The sequence below is a fragment of the Nocardia sp. NPDC004722 genome, from assembly GCF_053601505.1.
This window is the reverse complement of sequence record NZ_JBSGBY010000135.1, coordinates 1-15,462: the sequence shown is the minus strand read 5'-3', so window position 1 is coordinate 15,462 and position 15,462 is coordinate 1. Positions and strand designations below refer to the sequence as shown.

Sequence of the window (15,462 nt, the reverse complement as noted above, 5' to 3'; positions counted from 1 at the left end):
CCCAGGCCCAGCAGGTATTCCAGGGTCTCCGGCGGGATCGCGGCGGCACCGGAGGCGGCGACCTTGAGCTCGTCGAAGCCCAGGGCGCGGCGCAGTCGACGGGACCGAGATCATCGGCGCGGCCGAGGCCGAGCTGCGCCCGCTGCGCGGCACCCGCGCCGCGATGGTGTTCCAGGAACCCCAGACGGCCCTGAACCCGGTGCAACGCATAGGAACCCAGATCGCCGAGGCGCTGCGGGCGCACCGGCCGATCGGCAAATCCGAGGCCCGGGGCCGCGCCGTCGAACTGCTCGGACTGGTCGGCATCCCGGAGCCCGGCAAACGCGTCGACTGGTACCCCCACCAGCTCTCCGGCGGCCAGAAACAGCGCGTGGTCATCGCGCTCGCCCTCTCCGGCGACCCTGACCTGCTCATCGCCGACGAGCCCACCACCGCCCTCGATGTCACCGTCCAGGCCGAAATCCTCGACCTGCTCCGAGACATCCAGCGCCGCAACAACACCGCCATCCTCTTCATCACCCACAACCTGGGCGTCGTGGCAGCCATCGCCGACCGCGTCGTGGTGATGCGGGCGGGACAGGTCGTCGAAACCCAGCCGGTGCGAGACCTTTTCGCCAGCCCGCAGGATCCGTACACCCGTGAGCTACTCGCCGCGGTGCCCACCTTGCCTGACACCGCGGCAACGACCGCCCCCGCCGAACGCGCCGCGGCCAAACCCGCCACACCCATCGCCGCCGAGCTCAGCGTGGTTCAGGCGGACTCCGAGCCACCGGTGGACTCCGAGCCGTCGGTAGCCGCCAAGGCGGAAATCGCGGCCGCCGAACCGGTGCTGCGGATCAGTGGCCTGTCGGTCGTCTACCGCCAGCGGCGGCGTGAATTCCAAGCCCTGCACGATATTTCGCTGACCCTCGCGCCACGCGAGGTAATCGGTCTGGTGGGGGAGTCGGGGTCGGGGAAGAGCACGCTCGGCCGGGCCGCGCTCGGGCTGATCCCGGCCGCCGCCGGAGAGGTGGTGTTGCAGGGCGTGTCGCTGTCCGGTCTGCCCCGGCGCGAGCTGCGCGGGCTGCGCAAACAGGTCGCGCTGGTGCATCAGGATGTGACGGCCTCGCTGGATCCGCGCCGCAGCGTCGAGGATTCCATCGGCGAACCGTTGCGGGTGCATCGCGCGGCCTCGGGGGCGCTCTTGCGGGCGCGGGTGGGTGATCTGCTCGAGTCCGTCCGCCTGCCACGCGATTACGCCGCGCGCCGCCCGGGCGAGTTGTCCGGCGGGCAGCGGCAGCGGGTCGCGCTGGCCCGCGCACTCGCCTTGGCGCCGCGGTTGCTGGTGGCCGACGAGCCGACCAGCGCACTGGACGTCTCGGTGCAGGCGCAGGTGCTGGACCTGTTCGCCGACCTGCGCGCCGAATACGGCTTCGCCTGCCTTTTCATCAGCCACGATCTGGCGGTGGTGCATCAGGTGGCCGATCGCGTGGTGGTGTTGCGAGAGGGCCGAGCCATTGAATCAGGGCTGGTCACCACGGTTTTCGGAACCCCACGCGAGGAGTACACTCGGCGTTTGCTGGATGCGGTTCCCATCCCGGATCCCGCGCGCGCTCGGCGTGCGGAAAACCACTCGCCGAACGTGCCCCTGGCACTGGGGGCCTGAGAGTAATTTGATGAGTGTCATTCCGTGGTTATGACCACCGTCGCACCGGAACTTATACCAAGAGGAGTATCCGGTGATACTGATTGGATTTGTCAGCCTGAACTGTTCGTAACCGAATCTGTGTAGGTTTCTGTTCTGTAAGGAGATCTCGGAGGTGCCTCCAAGAGTGAGGCGGGTGGGCCCCGGAGATTCCGTGAAGGAGGAAACCAGGTGGGCGCGAGAGCGGCATGTGGACAGGATTCTCGGGAACTCGAGGCGCCCACCTTCGGAAACCTGCTTCGGCGACTGCGCGACAATCGCGGTGTTTCCCGCGAACGGCTGGCATTCAATGCCGGTGTAAGCGCAAGTTACATAACACATTTGGAGAAAGGCGACCGGGGCAACCCGACCCGCGAGGTGGTCGAGGCCCTCACCCGCTATCTGGACCGGCTGATCCCGCTCTCGGTGGCCGACCGCCGTCAGATCGCCGACCTGGCCGGACTGGCCGCCGACGAGCTGCCCACCCCCGAGGAACTGCGCGCCGCCATCACCCCCGAGATGACTCGCGTCCTGGAACTGCACAGCCCGAATCTGGCCGCGCTGCTCGACATTCAAGCCAATCTGCTCGCCAGCAATGACAGCTGGAACGACGCCTTTCCCGGCGTGCGCGAGGACGGCAATATGCTGCGCTGGTTCTTCGGCAACGAACTGGCCACCCGGGTCATGGTGAACTGGGAGAACGACGCCCGCAGCGTCGCCCGCTGGATGCGCGGATTGATCGGGCGGTCGGGCAATACCGAAAGGTTCGCCGACCTCATTCGCGAACTCGGGGAATTCCCGAAATTCCGGCAGGCGTGGTCGGAGGGCGGCGTGGAGTTCGCACCGCACGTGTGGACTCTGCATCTACGCAATCCGGTGACCGGGCTGCGCCGCCGCGTCTACGCGCAGACCGGGCGATTGGACGGCGCTGCCTATCCGGGGCAGCTGCTGACCATTCTGGGGCTGCCCGGCTAGCGGGAACCGTCAGCCGCGCAGCGGAATGAACTCGGCGAGCGCGCCGTCGCGCGCGTCCGCCGGGACGATCACCACACCGTCGCGATGCAGCAGATCCGCCAGATGCGCGGTCCGCAACCGCAGATCACCGTGGAAGCCGCCGCCGGGCAGGGCCCGGGCCGGGACGATGCGGGACACCGGAGCGGTCAGCTCCGCGGCATTGACCAGCGGACCCATGACGGCGTTGGCCGCCCGCGCCCCGGTCATGCCCTCCACGGTCGCGGCGATCAGGCTCAGCAGCGTGGCGACGGCCGCGAACGGGTTACCGGGCAGCCCGAGAACCACTGCGCCGGTGGCCAACTGGGCCGCCACCGTGGAACCGCCGGGACGCAGCCGCAATCGGCGCAGCAGCATCGTGGCCTCGGTGCGGTCCAGGGCCGCGCGCAGCTGATCGGCCGCGCCGCCGCCGGTCGCGCCGACGATGATCAGCAGATCGCAGTCGGTGGCCGCCGCCAGCACCTCGTCGAAGGCATTCTCGTTGTCGCGCAGGTGAACCCGCTCGATGGTGGTGACCCCGTACCAGGACAGCAGGTCGGGCAGGATCGGGCCGATCGAGTCGCGGGTCTGCCCGACGTGCAGCGGTCCGTCGCCGCGAATCTCGTCGCCGGTCATGACGATTCGCGCGCGCACCGGGCCGCGCACCTCGGCGGCGGTCACCTCGGCGCTGGCCGCCACCGAGATCAGCGCGGCGGTGACGGGCGTGCCCGCGGCCGCCACCTCGTCGCCGGGCATCCAGTACTCGCCGCGGCGGCGCACATCCTCGCGAATCGGGGTGTCCGGCAGGCGATACAGCGTGCCGTCGGCATCGATGCGCACGAACTCGTCGCGCACCACCGAGGAGGTGCCGTCGGGCACGTGCGCGCCGGTGGCGATCCGCACGGCCTCCCCGTCCAGCAGGCCGACCGGCCGCTCACCGCCCGCGAAGCCGATATCGCGGCGCAGCTGCCAGGGCCCGTCCCCGCTCACCGCGTAGCCGTCCATGGCCGAAACATCGAAGCGCGGCAACGCATCCCCGGCCCGCAACGGCGCGGCCAGGGTCGCGCCCCGGACCGCCCGCAGCGCCGCGCGCCGCACCGGCAACGGGGAAATGCTCCCGCGCAGCACATCTCGCGCCTCGTCGAGCCACAGCGGCTCCGCGCCCCGGGCCGCGCCGGTGCGGGCGCGGCGGACATCCTCGGGGGTGTCGCAATCCTCCACCCCGGGCAGCGCCACCATGGCCGTCTCCACCGGCACCAGCGCCTTCATCGGCCGGTTCACCAGGGAATCCAGGCCCGCCAGCGCCTCGGTGAGCGCGGCCCGCCGCCACACCCCGACCAGGTACTGGGGACGGCCCGAGGCATCGGTGGCGAAGACCGCGTCGCTACCGGAATCCCTTGCGTGGGTGAGCAGTTCGTCGACCGCGGCGGCGGTGAGGAAAGGCATGTCGGCGGCCAGCACCACGATCAGCCCGGCCGGGAATTCACAGCCGGCCAGCGCGCCCAGCCCCGCCGCGATGGCCGCCACCGGACCCGCCCCGGCCGGTATCTCTTGTGCCTGAAGGATTTCCGGCGGCAACTCGGGCCGATGCGGCCCGACCACCACGGTCCGCGCGCATCCGGCGACCGCCGTCAGCGCCGCGTCCAGCATGGATTGCCCACCCACCACCAGCGCGGGCTTGTCCACGCCGCCCATCCGGCTGGCCTTCCCACCGGCCAGCACGATGGCGTCGACGGGTGTCACGAGCCGGCTCCGGGTACGGTGCGACTTCGGCTGGCCCGCCAAAGCACGGATAGGTCACTGGGCATGGTTGAAGATCGTAGTGGCACCCCGTTGCGGGCTTGTCGGGCGCGCCGGAAACGCTCGCTTGCTATGCAATTGCCGATACTCGTTACGTTATGAGATGTGGTACGACACATAGTAGAAATGGCCTTGTTTTAACGTTGGGAACTACCTCATATGGCAGTATCCGACCTGAGAACTGACGAAGAACGCGGCGTTCGTCACAGTTCACACCAGGCGTCACACCGGGTCCCACTGTCCGGTACCAGGAGGACTCAGAGCGATGAAGGTTGGTTTGCTGAATGTTTGTGGAGAGGGAACGGCGTGGTGCTGGGCGTGAAACCGGATAGGGACTCGGACGATCTGAAGCCCCCGACATTCGGACTGCTGTTACGCCGCCTGCGTGATGCCCGTGCCGTATCGCGAGAAAGGCTCGCGTTCAATGCCGGTGTGAGCGCCAGCTACATCAGTCATTTGGAGAAGGGCGATCGCGGCCACCCCACCCGGGAAGTGGTGGATGCGCTGCTGCGATATCTGGACCGAATAACCCCGCTGTCCGCCGTCGAGCGTCGGCATCTGCTCGATCTGGCCGGACTCGGGGTCAGCGAATTTCCCACCGTGGAACAACTGCGGGCCGAAATCACCGACGACATGCGCCGCGCGCTCGAACTGCACGAGCCGAATCTGGCCGCCTACGTCGACACCCGCTGGAATGTGCTGGCCTGCAACGAAAGCTACGCACGCGCCTTCCCCGGGCTGGCCCGCGATGTGAATATCCTGCGCTGGCTGCTGGGCAATGAGATGGCCCGCGACGCCATGGTCGAGTGGGAGGAAGAGGTCCGGCTGACCGTGCACTGGCTGCGCGGGCTGATCGCGAGCTCCGGCGACACCGCCTGGTCGGTCGAATTCCTCGCTGAACTGGGACGTTTCGGGCTTTTCCGGGAAATGTGGGACGAGGGCGTCGCCGCCTACGGTCGTCCCCGTGCCACCATGAAACTCCGGGAGCGCGACAGCGGCCGCCGATTCGACATCGCGGTGCAGCTGTTCAGCGTGTTCAATGCCGCCTACCCCAGCCAGATTCAGATCTTCCTCGGCATCCCGAGCTGGCAAGAAGACCAGGAGACCAACCGGCCGTGACCCGCACCGGGCACGGCCGCTGGTCAGGTCCGCACCGCGCCGTTCGGATCGGCCACCGCGCCGTTCGATGTACGCGCCGCGCCGCTCAGGGTCCTCACTGGGCGGCTTGAATCTCGGGCACTCCGCGCCGGTTCAGCCACGGCGCGCCCAGGGTCTGGGCCAGCCGGCTCTCCCGCTTGGCGGTGGTCCGCTCCACCAACCGGATCAGCAGCGGCACAACCACTTCCGGATGGGTCCAGGCCGCGCCGTGCCCGGCGCCGGGAATGGTCACCACCCCGTCGGAACCCGACAGCCCGGCGGCCAGCGCCTCGGACTTCTGGGCGGTGCTGGTGGCATCGTGACTGCCGCGGACCACCAGCGCCGGGGCGGTGATCTCCGGTAGTCGGTGCAGCACCGAGCGCCGGTCCATCAGGCAGCGGGCCGCGGGCGCGATGGCCTGCCGGTCGGAGCCGTACCAGCGGCTGGTCCACGCCCGCCATAGTCGCGGGTCGGTGCCCCCGATGATCTGCGGGGCCAATTCGGCGACCAGCGGGGCCATCGGCTCGGATCCGGTCCAGCGTTCGAAGAATTCGCGATAGAAGGCCAATTCCGAAGGGCTGCACGCGCTGGCCTCGGTATCGATCAGCGCCAGTCCCTGCACCCGCTCCGGGGCGAGCAATGCCATGCGCAAGGCCGCGTACCCGCCCTGGCTCATTCCGCCGACCACCGCCTTCTCGATTCCGAGTTCATCCAGCACGGCCAATCCGTCGGCGGCCAGATCCCAATAGCTGAACGGTTCGCCATCGGGTGACTGGGTGCGTCCATGGCAGCGAGCGTCGATTGTTACGAGATTGATGCCAGCGGCTGCCAGGGGTTCGCGCATTGGCTCGAACATCGACTCGTCCATGAAGAATCCATGGGCGAGCAGCAGGGTCGGGGCACTTCCGGAAACGGTGTTCCGGTGCTGGTCGAAGTTGAAATGGACAGTGGCTGAACCGGATCGCACATAAGGCATGGTCGGACCCTAAACGGCGGAAGCGGTCGCTCCCTAGATGTTTGCCCGCGTGGTGCCAGGCACCCTCCGGTGAGGTTCCCGACGGGTACCCACACTCGCCAGTGTCAGTACTGCTAGGGGTTTGCCCCAGATTGCCTCAAAACTGGACAACAAGATCACAATGCCTTTTTAATCAGGCCGTGGCGCTTTTGGGACAAGCGCAATTTCAAGGGAGGAAACAATGTTCGACATCACCACCGCGGCCCGCCGTAACGACTTCCGGATCGACCGCGGCGCCGGTTTGCGGGAGTCGCTGGAAGGGCTGCTGCTGCACGACGGGGTCGGCCTGGATGCGCGTATGCGCCACGCGATTTCCGCGGTCGTGCACCTCGCGGTCGATGCCCCGCTCGGTATTCCGGAGGATGCCGAAGAATTTCTCGGCCGACTCGATGCTTCGTGGCTGTTTGCCGCTTGGAACGACAGCGATCAGGAACTTTCCCTGCTGAATACGCTCGCCGGCGGTGCGGTGCCCGCATTGAGCTGGTGTGAACTCATGTTCACCACCGCACTCGCGCCTTGGTCGGGCGCGCCGGCGGCGGTGCACGCGCGCCGCATCTTCGTCAATGGCGAGCAGGCCCGGCTGGCCGCGGTCGCCGGTGATTGCCCGAGGGGCTAAACGTACCGATCGTTTTCTTTTATTCGTCATTGATCGAAGGGATAGATCAAGTGAAGATGCTATTCACCAATTTCGACGCCATGTTCGAATCCCTCGCCCGCCGGGACGGATCCGACGGCGAATCCTGGCATCAGCAGGCGCTGTGCACCCAGACCGATCCCGAGGCGTTCTTTCCCGACAAGGGCGGCTCCACCCGCGAGGCCAAGCGCATTTGCTCCTCCTGCGACGTGCGCAAGCAGTGCCTCGACTACGCGCTCAGCCACGATCAGCGCTTCGGCATCTGGGGCGGCCTATCGCCGCGCGAGCGCCGGCGCTACGAACGCGGCGCGGCCTGAACGTCCCCCGGGCCGACCGGCCGCGGGGAAGCGGACCGGATCGGCGGCATTCGATCGATGTCGGTCAATCGATAGTTGCCTGTAGCAAACAGAATTCGTTGGTTTCCGGATCGGCCAGCGTCAGCGGCGCTCCGGTATCGGGTACCAACGGCGCTCCGGGATTCGGTACGAAAGGCGCTCCAGGATCCGGTACGAAAGACACCGCGCCCGCCGCCCGGAGCCGGGCCGCCTCCGCCGCGGGGTCGTCACTGGGAAAGGCGACCAGATCCAGATGGAGGCGGCCGCATTTGGCGGCGGCCTCGGGCCGGTGCAGGAACTCCAGCCACGGACCCTGCCCCGTGGCCGCGCGGATCCCGGCATAGCGGGAATTCTGGTGAGTCAGCGGCCAACCGGTGGCGGCGGACCAGAAGTCGGCCAGCCGCAACGGATCCCGGGTATCCATCGTGATGGCCGCGACCGCACCGGTGTCCACGTACTCCTCGCGCGGTTCCAGCACACAGAACTCATTGCCCTCGGGGTCGGCCAGCACGGTCCACGGCACCGTCCCCTGCCCGATATCCACCGTGCGCGCACCCAAGGCCAGCGCGCGATCCACCTGCAGCCGCTGATGATCCAGGGACCGCGACGACAGATCCAGGTGGATGCGGTTGAGGGCGGTCTTCGGCCGCCGCGCGGGGAGGAAGGTGAGCGCCACGTCCAGGCCGTCCGGGTCGGGCGCGGCGATATCGACCTCCCCGGGCCGGTCCACCGTCACCTCCCAGCCCAGCAGCTCGGCCCAGAAACGGGCCACCAGCCGGGGTCGCTCCGCATCGAATACCACGCATGCCAACCGGGTGGACATGATTTCCACGGTAACCGCCGGATGCGCGGCGCGATCAGGCTTGCGCGAATTGATGCCGGGCGCGACGCATATCCACCCGGCCGTCCACCATCGGGCAGCCCTCGGCGACCAGCTCCGCCAGCTGCCGATGCGCCAAATGCGGTGCGGGCGTGCCATTTGCGCGCAGGACCCGATGCCACGGCAGATCCGCGGCATCGGTGCGCATGATCCAGCCGACCGTGCGCGGGGTGGACAGGCCCGCCGCGGCCGCGATATCGCCGTAGGTGGACACCCGGCCCGGCGGAATGGCCGCCACCAACTCGCGGACCCGCTCGACTTCGGCTTCGGTGGTTGGCATTTCAGCGGTCCCGGGTCGACGAGAGCAGCTCACGCACCAGCGCCGCCGTCTCGGCGGGCCGGGCCTGCGCCACCATGTGGTCGCAATCGAACTCGCGCACGGTGATCCGGTCGCCCAGACGCGTGGTGAGGGCAGCGCGGAAGTCGGGGGACACCAGGGGCGGGCTCACCTTCATCGCCTGCACCAGCACGGTCGGCAGGTCGCGCGGCGGCAGCACGTAGTCACGGGCGATCTGACCCCAGAAGGAGATGATCGCGGGCATCGAGATGCGCCAGGCGAAACGGCCCTCGGCGGTCGGAACCAGATGCTCGGCCAGTTCCGCCTCGAGCACGGCCGGGTCCAGCTCGCCCCACGCGGTCTCCAGCTTGTCGAAGCGGGCCTGCTCGACGCTCGCGTAATCCGGGGCCGCCAGCATGGCGTTCGCGATGTGCAGCATGCGGTCGGCCTCCAAGCCGATGGCCGGGTCCAACAGCACCAGCCCACGCACCAGCTCCGGGCGGCGGTGCGCCAGATGCACCGCGGTGGCCGCGCCGAACGAATGCCCGAGCACCACTACCGGTTCGCTGGTCTCCGCCCGCAGCAGCGCCGCGAGATCATCGACCAAAGTTTCGAAATCCCACGGCGGCACGCCGGGCGACCTCCCGTGCCCGCGCAGATCCGGTGCAAGGATCCGGACATCGGGGAGATGGTCGTCGGCCAGCTGTCGCCAGCGTTCGCCGTGACCCGTCAACCCGTGCAACGCCAGGACGACCGGACCGGTCGAGGGACCGAAACGATGAATATGAAGCTCCGCCACCCCGCCCATTGTGCTGCCTCCCGCGGACACCGACGGCCCGCACGCGCTGAGATGAACGGAGCGCGCCGTGTGACCGGCGGCACGGACAACTCAGGGCAAACCGGAACTGTCGGGGCGATCTGTTGAAATAGCCGACGTGATGCGATCGGATAGCTCGGTGCAATTGGTGCGCCGGGCGCAAACCCAGACCCCCGCGCGGGAGTGGGACGCCGAGCTCCGGCCGCTGTTCTCCGACCTCGGTCTCGATCCCGGATGGCGGCCCTGGCAGGTGCTCGGCGGGCCCGGCACCGGGAAGACCGCGCTGCTGGTCGATATCGCCGCCGCCCGCATCCTGGCCGGAGCCGCACCTGAATCGGTGCTGGTGCTCACCTACACCAAGCGCGCCGCCACCGCCGTGCGGACCGCCATCAATGCCCGCATCGCCGAAGCCGACCCGGAACTCGGCGGTGTGCCCGGCGCGACCCGCGCGCCGCTCGTGCGCACCGTTCACTCCTACGCGTTCGGGCTGCTGCGCACCTTCGCGGCCACCCACGGCAATCCGCCGCCGCGGCTGCTCACCGGATCCGAGCAGGACATCGTCATTCGCGAGATGCTGCGCGGCGACCTCGCCGACGGTGCGGCCGACTGGCCCGAACGCCTGCATCCGGCACTGCCCGCCGCCGGATTCGCTGAACAGTTGCGGGACCTCATGTTGCGGGCCACCGAGCGCGGTCTCGGGCCGGAGGATCTCATCGAGCTCGGCCACACCCACCGCCATCCCGAATGGGTCGCAGCGGGCCGTTTCGCCGAGCGCTACGAGCAGATCATGATGCTGCGCTGGTCGGTCGGCATGGACGTGCCCGAGGCCAGCGCCCCCGCCCTCGACGCCGCCGAACTCGTCACCGCCACCCTCGACGCCTTCCACGCCGACCCCGAACTGCTTGCCGCCGAACGCAATCGACTGCACTGCATCCTCGCCGACGACGCCCAGCACCTCGACCCCCATGCCGCCCAACTCATCCGCGCCCTCGGCAGCGGCGGCGCGACCACGGTCATCGCGGCCGACCCCGACCAGGCCGTCTACACCTTCCGCGGCGCCGACCCCCGCTTCGCCGCCGACCCCGAAGCCCCCGCCGACCGCCGAATCACCCTGCGCCACAACCACCGCGCCGCCCCGGCTATCCAAGAATTAGCCGACCGCATAGCCGCCCGCCTCCCCGGTTCCCCCACGCACCGCACCCCACCCCCCGGCATCCTCCGCACCCGCGCCACCACCGACTTCCTCGCCGACATCGTCGCCGACCTCACCGACAACAACGGCTCGACCAGAAACGGCCACCACCAAGACACCGTCACCCCCGATCCCATCGGTGAGGTGCGGGTGCAGGTGTTGACCACGCCCGCGAAGGAAGCCGCGCTGATCGCGGATCAGCTGCGGCGGGCGCATCTCACGCACGGGGTGCCGTGGTCGCAGATGGTGGTGATCGTGCGGTCGGTGCCGCTGTCGCTCGCGCCGTTGCGGCGGGCGCTGTTGGCGGCCGGGGTGCCGGTGCGGCAGCCGCCCGCGGACGTACCGTTGGCGCGGCGGCGGGGGGCGATGTGGATGTTGTTGGCGCTGCGGGCCGTTACCGCGGGGGATCCGACCGCGGTCCGGCATCCGCGGCCGATCGAGTTCACCGCCGATGATGCGCTGGATCTGCTTGCCGGGCCGCTGGGCGGGGCCGATCAGATCAGTCTGCGGCGACTGCGGCGCGGTATCCGGCGCGCGGTGCTCGAGCTCGGCTATCCGGAGCGGTCGCCCGAGGATGTCGACGCCGAGGCGGGTGTGGAGCCGGCCGCTGGGGGCGGTGCGTCCCGGGTAATGGATTCCAGCGCCGTGCGGGACGCCGAATTGGACGGTGACGCGGCGCGTTTCGCGGATCTGGATCGGTCGTCGGCGGAGATTCTGCGGGATTTGCTTGTCGGGGTGGGGAATCGGGCGATTTACGAGAAGCTGACCAAGGTGGAGGCCGCGCCGTTGCAGCGGGTGCTGAAGGCACTCGGGCGGGCGCGCAAGGTCAGGCGGGAGCGGGGTGGGCTGGAAGACGTGATGTGGGGCGTGTGGACGGCGTCCACGCTGGAGCGGCGGTGGGTGGGGCAGTCCGAACGCGGGGGAGCGGTCGGGATGCAGGCGGACCGGGACCTGGACGCGGTGGTGGGGCTGTTCGAGGCGGCCGCGTCGTATGTGGACCGGCTGCCGCGCGCCACCATCGAAGGTTTCGTGGAATACCTGGAGCAGCAGCAGATTCCGCAGGACGACGCACCGGTCACCGATCCGGGCGAGGCGGTCACGATTTGCAGCGCGCACGCGGCGGCGGGCCGGGAGTGGGACACCGTCGCGGTGGCGGCCGTGCAGGAGGGCATCTGGCCGAACCTGCGCCCGCGCGGCACCCTGCTCGGGGTCGAGGAACTGGTGGATCTGCTTGCGGGCGTGGGCGGTTCGGGCGAGAAGGTGAGCCGCGCCGCCCCGCTGCTGGCCGAGGAGCGGCGACTGCTGCTGGTGGCGTGCAGCCGGGCACGGCGGTCACTGCTGGTCACCGCCGTCGAATCCGTCACTGGCGACCAGGATCTGGTGCCGTCACGGTTCCTCGCCGAAATGGACGCCGATGCCGGGGAAGGCACGCCGGGCCGGATCCCGACACCGGTGGATCCCGGCCGGGCCCTCGCCATGCACGCCCTCATCGCCGAATTGCGTTCCGCCGCCTGCGATCCCGAGACCAGCCCGGAACGCCGCATGCGCGCGGCCAAGCAGCTGGCCCGGCTCGCCGACGCCGGGGTCCGCGGCGCACACCCCGACGACTGGTACGGCACCGCCGAACTCTCCTCCACGAATCCGCTGTGGGACAGCGAGGACGGCGCGATCTCGCTCTCACCCTCCACGGTCGATCAGCTCAAGACCTGCCCGCTGCGCTGGGCGCTGGAACGCCACGGCGGCGGCGACGGCGAGAACCCGCACGCGCTCAAGGGCAATCTGGTGCACACCCTGGTGCAGGCGCTGGCCGGGCAGGTCAGCGAGGACCAGGTGAAACAGGCGCTGGCGAAGGCGTGGAAGAAGATCGACCCCGCCGCCCGCGACGGCGAGAACTGGCACTCCCGCGCGGAACTGCGCCGCACCGAGACCATGGTCGACACCTTCCTGGCCTGGCTGCGCAATACCCGCGACGAGCTCACCGCCATCGGTGTCGAGGTGCCGGTGGACTGTGTGCTGCCCGCGCGCGGTCCGCACGAACAGCCGGTGCGGATCAGCGGCCGGGTGGACCGGGTGGAGCGAGATGCGCTGGGCCGCTTCGTGATCGTCGACGTGAAGACCGGCAAGACCCCCATCTCCAAGCAGGCCGCGCAGGACCACGCGCAGCTGGCCACCTACCAGGTCGCCGCCGCCGAGGGCGCGCTCGGCGAGGGCGAGCCCGGCGGTGCGCGCCTGGTCTACGTGGCCAAGCCCAGCAGCAAGGAGGGCGCGACCCAGCGCATGCAGCTGCCGCTGGACGCCGACGGCATCGAAACCTGGCGCACCGCCATCCACGACGCCGCCGACGCCTCCAAGGGCCCGAGCTACCTGGCCATGCGCAATGACGGCTGCCGCCACTGCAAGGTGGCGGGCAGCTGCCCGGTCCAGGACACCGGTCGCCAGGTGACGGACGAGTGAGCGTGGTGCCGCACAACGATTCCGAGGACGGCGGCGACTCCGCGAACGGTGGAGGCCCGGTGCCGGGTGCGCGCATCACGCCGCGCCAGCTCGCCGACGCGCTGGGCCTGCCGCCGCCCACCGACGAGCAGGCCGCCGTCATCGCCTCCCCGCCCGGTCCGACCCTGGTGGTGGCGGGCGCGGGCGCGGGCAAGACCGAGACCATGGCCGCCCGCGTGGTCTGGATGGTGGCCAACGGGCTGGTCGAACCCGAACAGGTGCTGGGCCTCACCTTCACCCGAAAAGCAGCCCAGCAGTTGACGACTCGTATCCGCACCCGGCTGGCCCGGCTGGCGGGCGCGCCGATCGTGCGCGACATCGACCCGACCGGCAAGCTGCGCGGCCTGCTCACCGCCTCCGAACCGGAGATCAGCACCTACCACTCCTACGCGGGCCGCCTGCTCACCGAATACGGCCTGCTGCTGCCCGTCGAACCCACCGCCACCCTGCTCACCCAGACCCAGCTCTGGCAGCTCGCCTACCGCGTGGTCTCCACCTGGGACGGCGACCTCGACACCGACCGCAGCCCCGTCGGCGTCACCGAAGCCGTTCTCGCCCTCTCCGGCCAACTCGCCGAACACCTGGTCCAACCCCACCAATTGGCCACCGCCCACCTGGAATTGGAGAACCTCGTCCACACCCTCCCGGCGGGCCCCCGCCAGAAGGGCGGCCCCAAGAAGGCCCTCCTCGACCTGCTGGAAGCCCAACACGAACGCGTAGCCCTCCTCCCCCTGGTCGAGCGTCTCGCCGAGGAACTCCGTCGACGAGGCGCCCTCGACTTCGGTGCCCAAATGTCTCTCTCCGCCCGCCTCGCGGCCACCCACCCGGAAGTCGGTGCGGCGGAACGCGACCGCTTCCGCCTGGTCCTGCTGGACGAATACCAGGACACCGGCCACTCTCAACGCATCCTGCTGTCGTCCCTCTTCGGCGCAGCCGCCCCGACCGACCCCGCCGCTGCGGTCGATGCCGCAACTGCGGTCGACGATGCTGCCCGCGCGCCCATGCCCGAGAACCGCCGTGGCGAGGGAGATCACGATCGACTGCGGAACGATGGTGTGGGCGAAGCGGATGCCCGGCCCACGAGCGGCAATGGCAGCGGCACTGCCGGACGAGCCACCGGCGGCAGGTCCGCGGAGGCGGCGACCGCCTCGGGTGAGCGCGGGCAGCCGCTGGCCGTCACGGCGGTCGGTGATCCGATGCAGTCGATCTACGGGTGGCGTGGGGCGTCGGCGGCCAACCTGCCTCGGTTCGCGACGGACTTTCCCAGTGCGCCAGGGGTTCCCGCGCCGATTCTGCCGTTGCTGACGAGTTGGCGGAATCCGCCGGAGGCGTTGGATCTGGCGAATCTGGTGTCGGATCCGTTGCGGGAGCGGGCGGCTCGGGGTGGGGGTGTGACGGTGGACGCGCTGCGGCCGCGGCCGGATGCGACGGCCGGGACCGTGGCCTTAGCACTGGCGGAAGACGTTGCGGTGGAACGGGACTGGGTGGGGGAGCGGATCGCGGCCGAATGGGCTGCGGCGGCCGACGAGGACAAGCCGCCACCCACCTCGGCGGTGCTGGTGCGGCGCAATGCCGATGCCGCGCCGCTGGCGGAAGCCTTGCGGGCGCACGGATTACCCGTGGAGATCGTGGGTTTGGGCGGGCTGCTGCATACACCTGAGGTCGCCGATATCGTTGCCACGCTGAGGCTGATCGCCGACCCGTCGGCCGGTAGCGCGGCGGTGCGGATTCTGACGGGCGCGCGCTGGCGTATCGGCGTCTCCGATATCGCCGCGCTGTCGCGGCGGGCTCGCACACTATCCATCCGGCGGCCCGCAGGGCAGACCGACGCCATCACCGACACCGCCACCCTGAACGAGGCGCTGCGTGAGGTCGCGCCCGAACCCGCCGAGAAGGCCGGTCTCGGCGACGCCATCGCGGATCCCGGTGAGCCGGAAGAGTATTCGACTCAAGGTTTCGCACGGATCACCGCCCTGGGCCGGGAATTGTCGGCGTTGCGGGAACGCGCCGGGCAGCCGCTGGCCGAACTTGTCGCCGACGTCGAACGCACCATCGGTGTCGGGGTCGAGACCCAGACCCGCCGCGCGCACGCCGCCGCCGGACGCGAACACCTCGACGCCTTCGCCGAGGTGGTGGCCGGATATTCCGCCGACCACCGCTCCTCCCTGCCCGGCCTGCTCGACTTCCTCGCCGCCGCCGAAGAAGTCGAGAACGGATTGGAGCCGGGCG

At 69.7% G+C, this 15,462-nt stretch carries 11 protein-coding genes and 1 pseudogene; 7 read left to right on the top strand and 5 right to left on the bottom strand.

The genetic code is table 11. The features are described from left to right. Window positions 1–82: 82 nt before the first annotated feature. Both ACWELQ_RS15875 and ACWELQ_RS15870 read left to right on the top strand, forming a co-directional pair. A pseudogene (locus ACWELQ_RS15875) lies at window positions 83–1,645 on the top strand (dipeptide ABC transporter ATP-binding protein); the annotation flags it as partial. 210 nt (window positions 1,646–1,855) lie between these two features. Continuing rightward, window positions 1,856–2,638, top strand: coding sequence for an MmyB family transcriptional regulator (locus ACWELQ_RS15870; protein WP_452397770.1), 783 nt, complete (start codon window positions 1,856–1,858; stop codon window positions 2,636–2,638). A gap of 9 nt (window positions 2,639–2,647) precedes the next feature. Here the strand turns inward: ACWELQ_RS15870 and ACWELQ_RS15865 are convergent, their stop codons facing one another. Next, window positions 2,648–4,396 (bottom strand): NTP transferase domain-containing protein, encoded by a 1,749-nt coding sequence (locus ACWELQ_RS15865; protein ID WP_452397769.1) that lies wholly within the window; start codon window positions 4,394–4,396, stop codon window positions 2,648–2,650. Window positions 4,397–4,759: 363 nt separating this feature from the next. Here ACWELQ_RS15865 and ACWELQ_RS15860 point away from each other — a divergent pair, with 363 nt between their 5' ends. After that, window positions 4,760–5,572: a helix-turn-helix transcriptional regulator gene (locus ACWELQ_RS15860; RefSeq protein WP_452397768.1), complete on the top strand. Its 813-nt coding sequence runs from the start codon at window positions 4,760–4,762 to the stop codon at window positions 5,570–5,572. Between the two features lie 94 nt (window positions 5,573–5,666). Here the strand turns inward: ACWELQ_RS15860 and ACWELQ_RS15855 are convergent, their stop codons facing one another. Then, window positions 5,667–6,566 (bottom strand): alpha/beta fold hydrolase, encoded by a 900-nt coding sequence (locus ACWELQ_RS15855; protein ID WP_452397767.1) that lies wholly within the window; start codon window positions 6,564–6,566, stop codon window positions 5,667–5,669. A gap of 220 nt (window positions 6,567–6,786) precedes the next feature. Between ACWELQ_RS15855 and ACWELQ_RS15850 the strand changes: the two genes are divergently transcribed. Both ACWELQ_RS15850 and ACWELQ_RS15845 read left to right on the top strand, forming a co-directional pair. Next, the gene (locus ACWELQ_RS15850) at window positions 6,787–7,221 is read left to right on the top strand and encodes a hypothetical protein (protein WP_452397766.1); all 435 of its coding nucleotides are present in this window, start codon (window positions 6,787–6,789) and stop codon (window positions 7,219–7,221) included. A gap of 56 nt (window positions 7,222–7,277) precedes the next feature. After that, window positions 7,278–7,556, top strand: a complete 279-nt coding sequence (locus ACWELQ_RS15845) for a WhiB family transcriptional regulator (RefSeq protein WP_452397773.1) — start codon at window positions 7,278–7,280, stop codon at window positions 7,554–7,556. 64 nt (window positions 7,557–7,620) lie between these two features. On the opposite strand, the gene ACWELQ_RS15840 is transcribed toward ACWELQ_RS15845, so the two are convergent. From ACWELQ_RS15840 to ACWELQ_RS15830, 3 genes are read right to left on the bottom strand one after another with little or no spacing between them, the layout of a single operon-like run. After that, on the bottom strand, window positions 7,621–8,397 hold the full coding sequence (locus ACWELQ_RS15840) for a VOC family protein (protein WP_452397765.1): 777 nt from the start codon (window positions 8,395–8,397) through the stop codon (window positions 7,621–7,623). Between the two features lie 34 nt (window positions 8,398–8,431). Further along, window positions 8,432–8,734 carry an MGMT family protein gene (locus tag ACWELQ_RS15835; protein ID WP_452397764.1) on the bottom strand — a complete coding sequence of 101 codons (303 nt, stop codon included), beginning with the start codon at window positions 8,732–8,734 and terminating at the stop codon, window positions 8,432–8,434. A gap of 1 nt (window position 8,735) precedes the next feature. Continuing rightward, entirely contained in the window at window positions 8,736–9,539 is an 804-nt protein-coding gene (locus ACWELQ_RS15830) for an alpha/beta fold hydrolase (protein WP_452397763.1), read from the bottom strand. Window positions 9,540–9,669: 130 nt separating this feature from the next. Here ACWELQ_RS15830 and ACWELQ_RS15825 point away from each other — a divergent pair, with 130 nt between their 5' ends. Next, window positions 9,670–13,194 (top strand): ATP-dependent helicase, encoded by a 3,525-nt coding sequence (locus ACWELQ_RS15825; protein ID WP_452397772.1) that lies wholly within the window; start codon window positions 9,670–9,672, stop codon window positions 13,192–13,194. Window positions 13,195–13,253: 59 nt separating this feature from the next. Next, window positions 13,254–15,462, top strand: a 2,209-nt coding sequence (locus tag ACWELQ_RS15820; protein ID WP_452397771.1) for an ATP-dependent helicase, incomplete at its 3' end; no start/stop codon positions are given.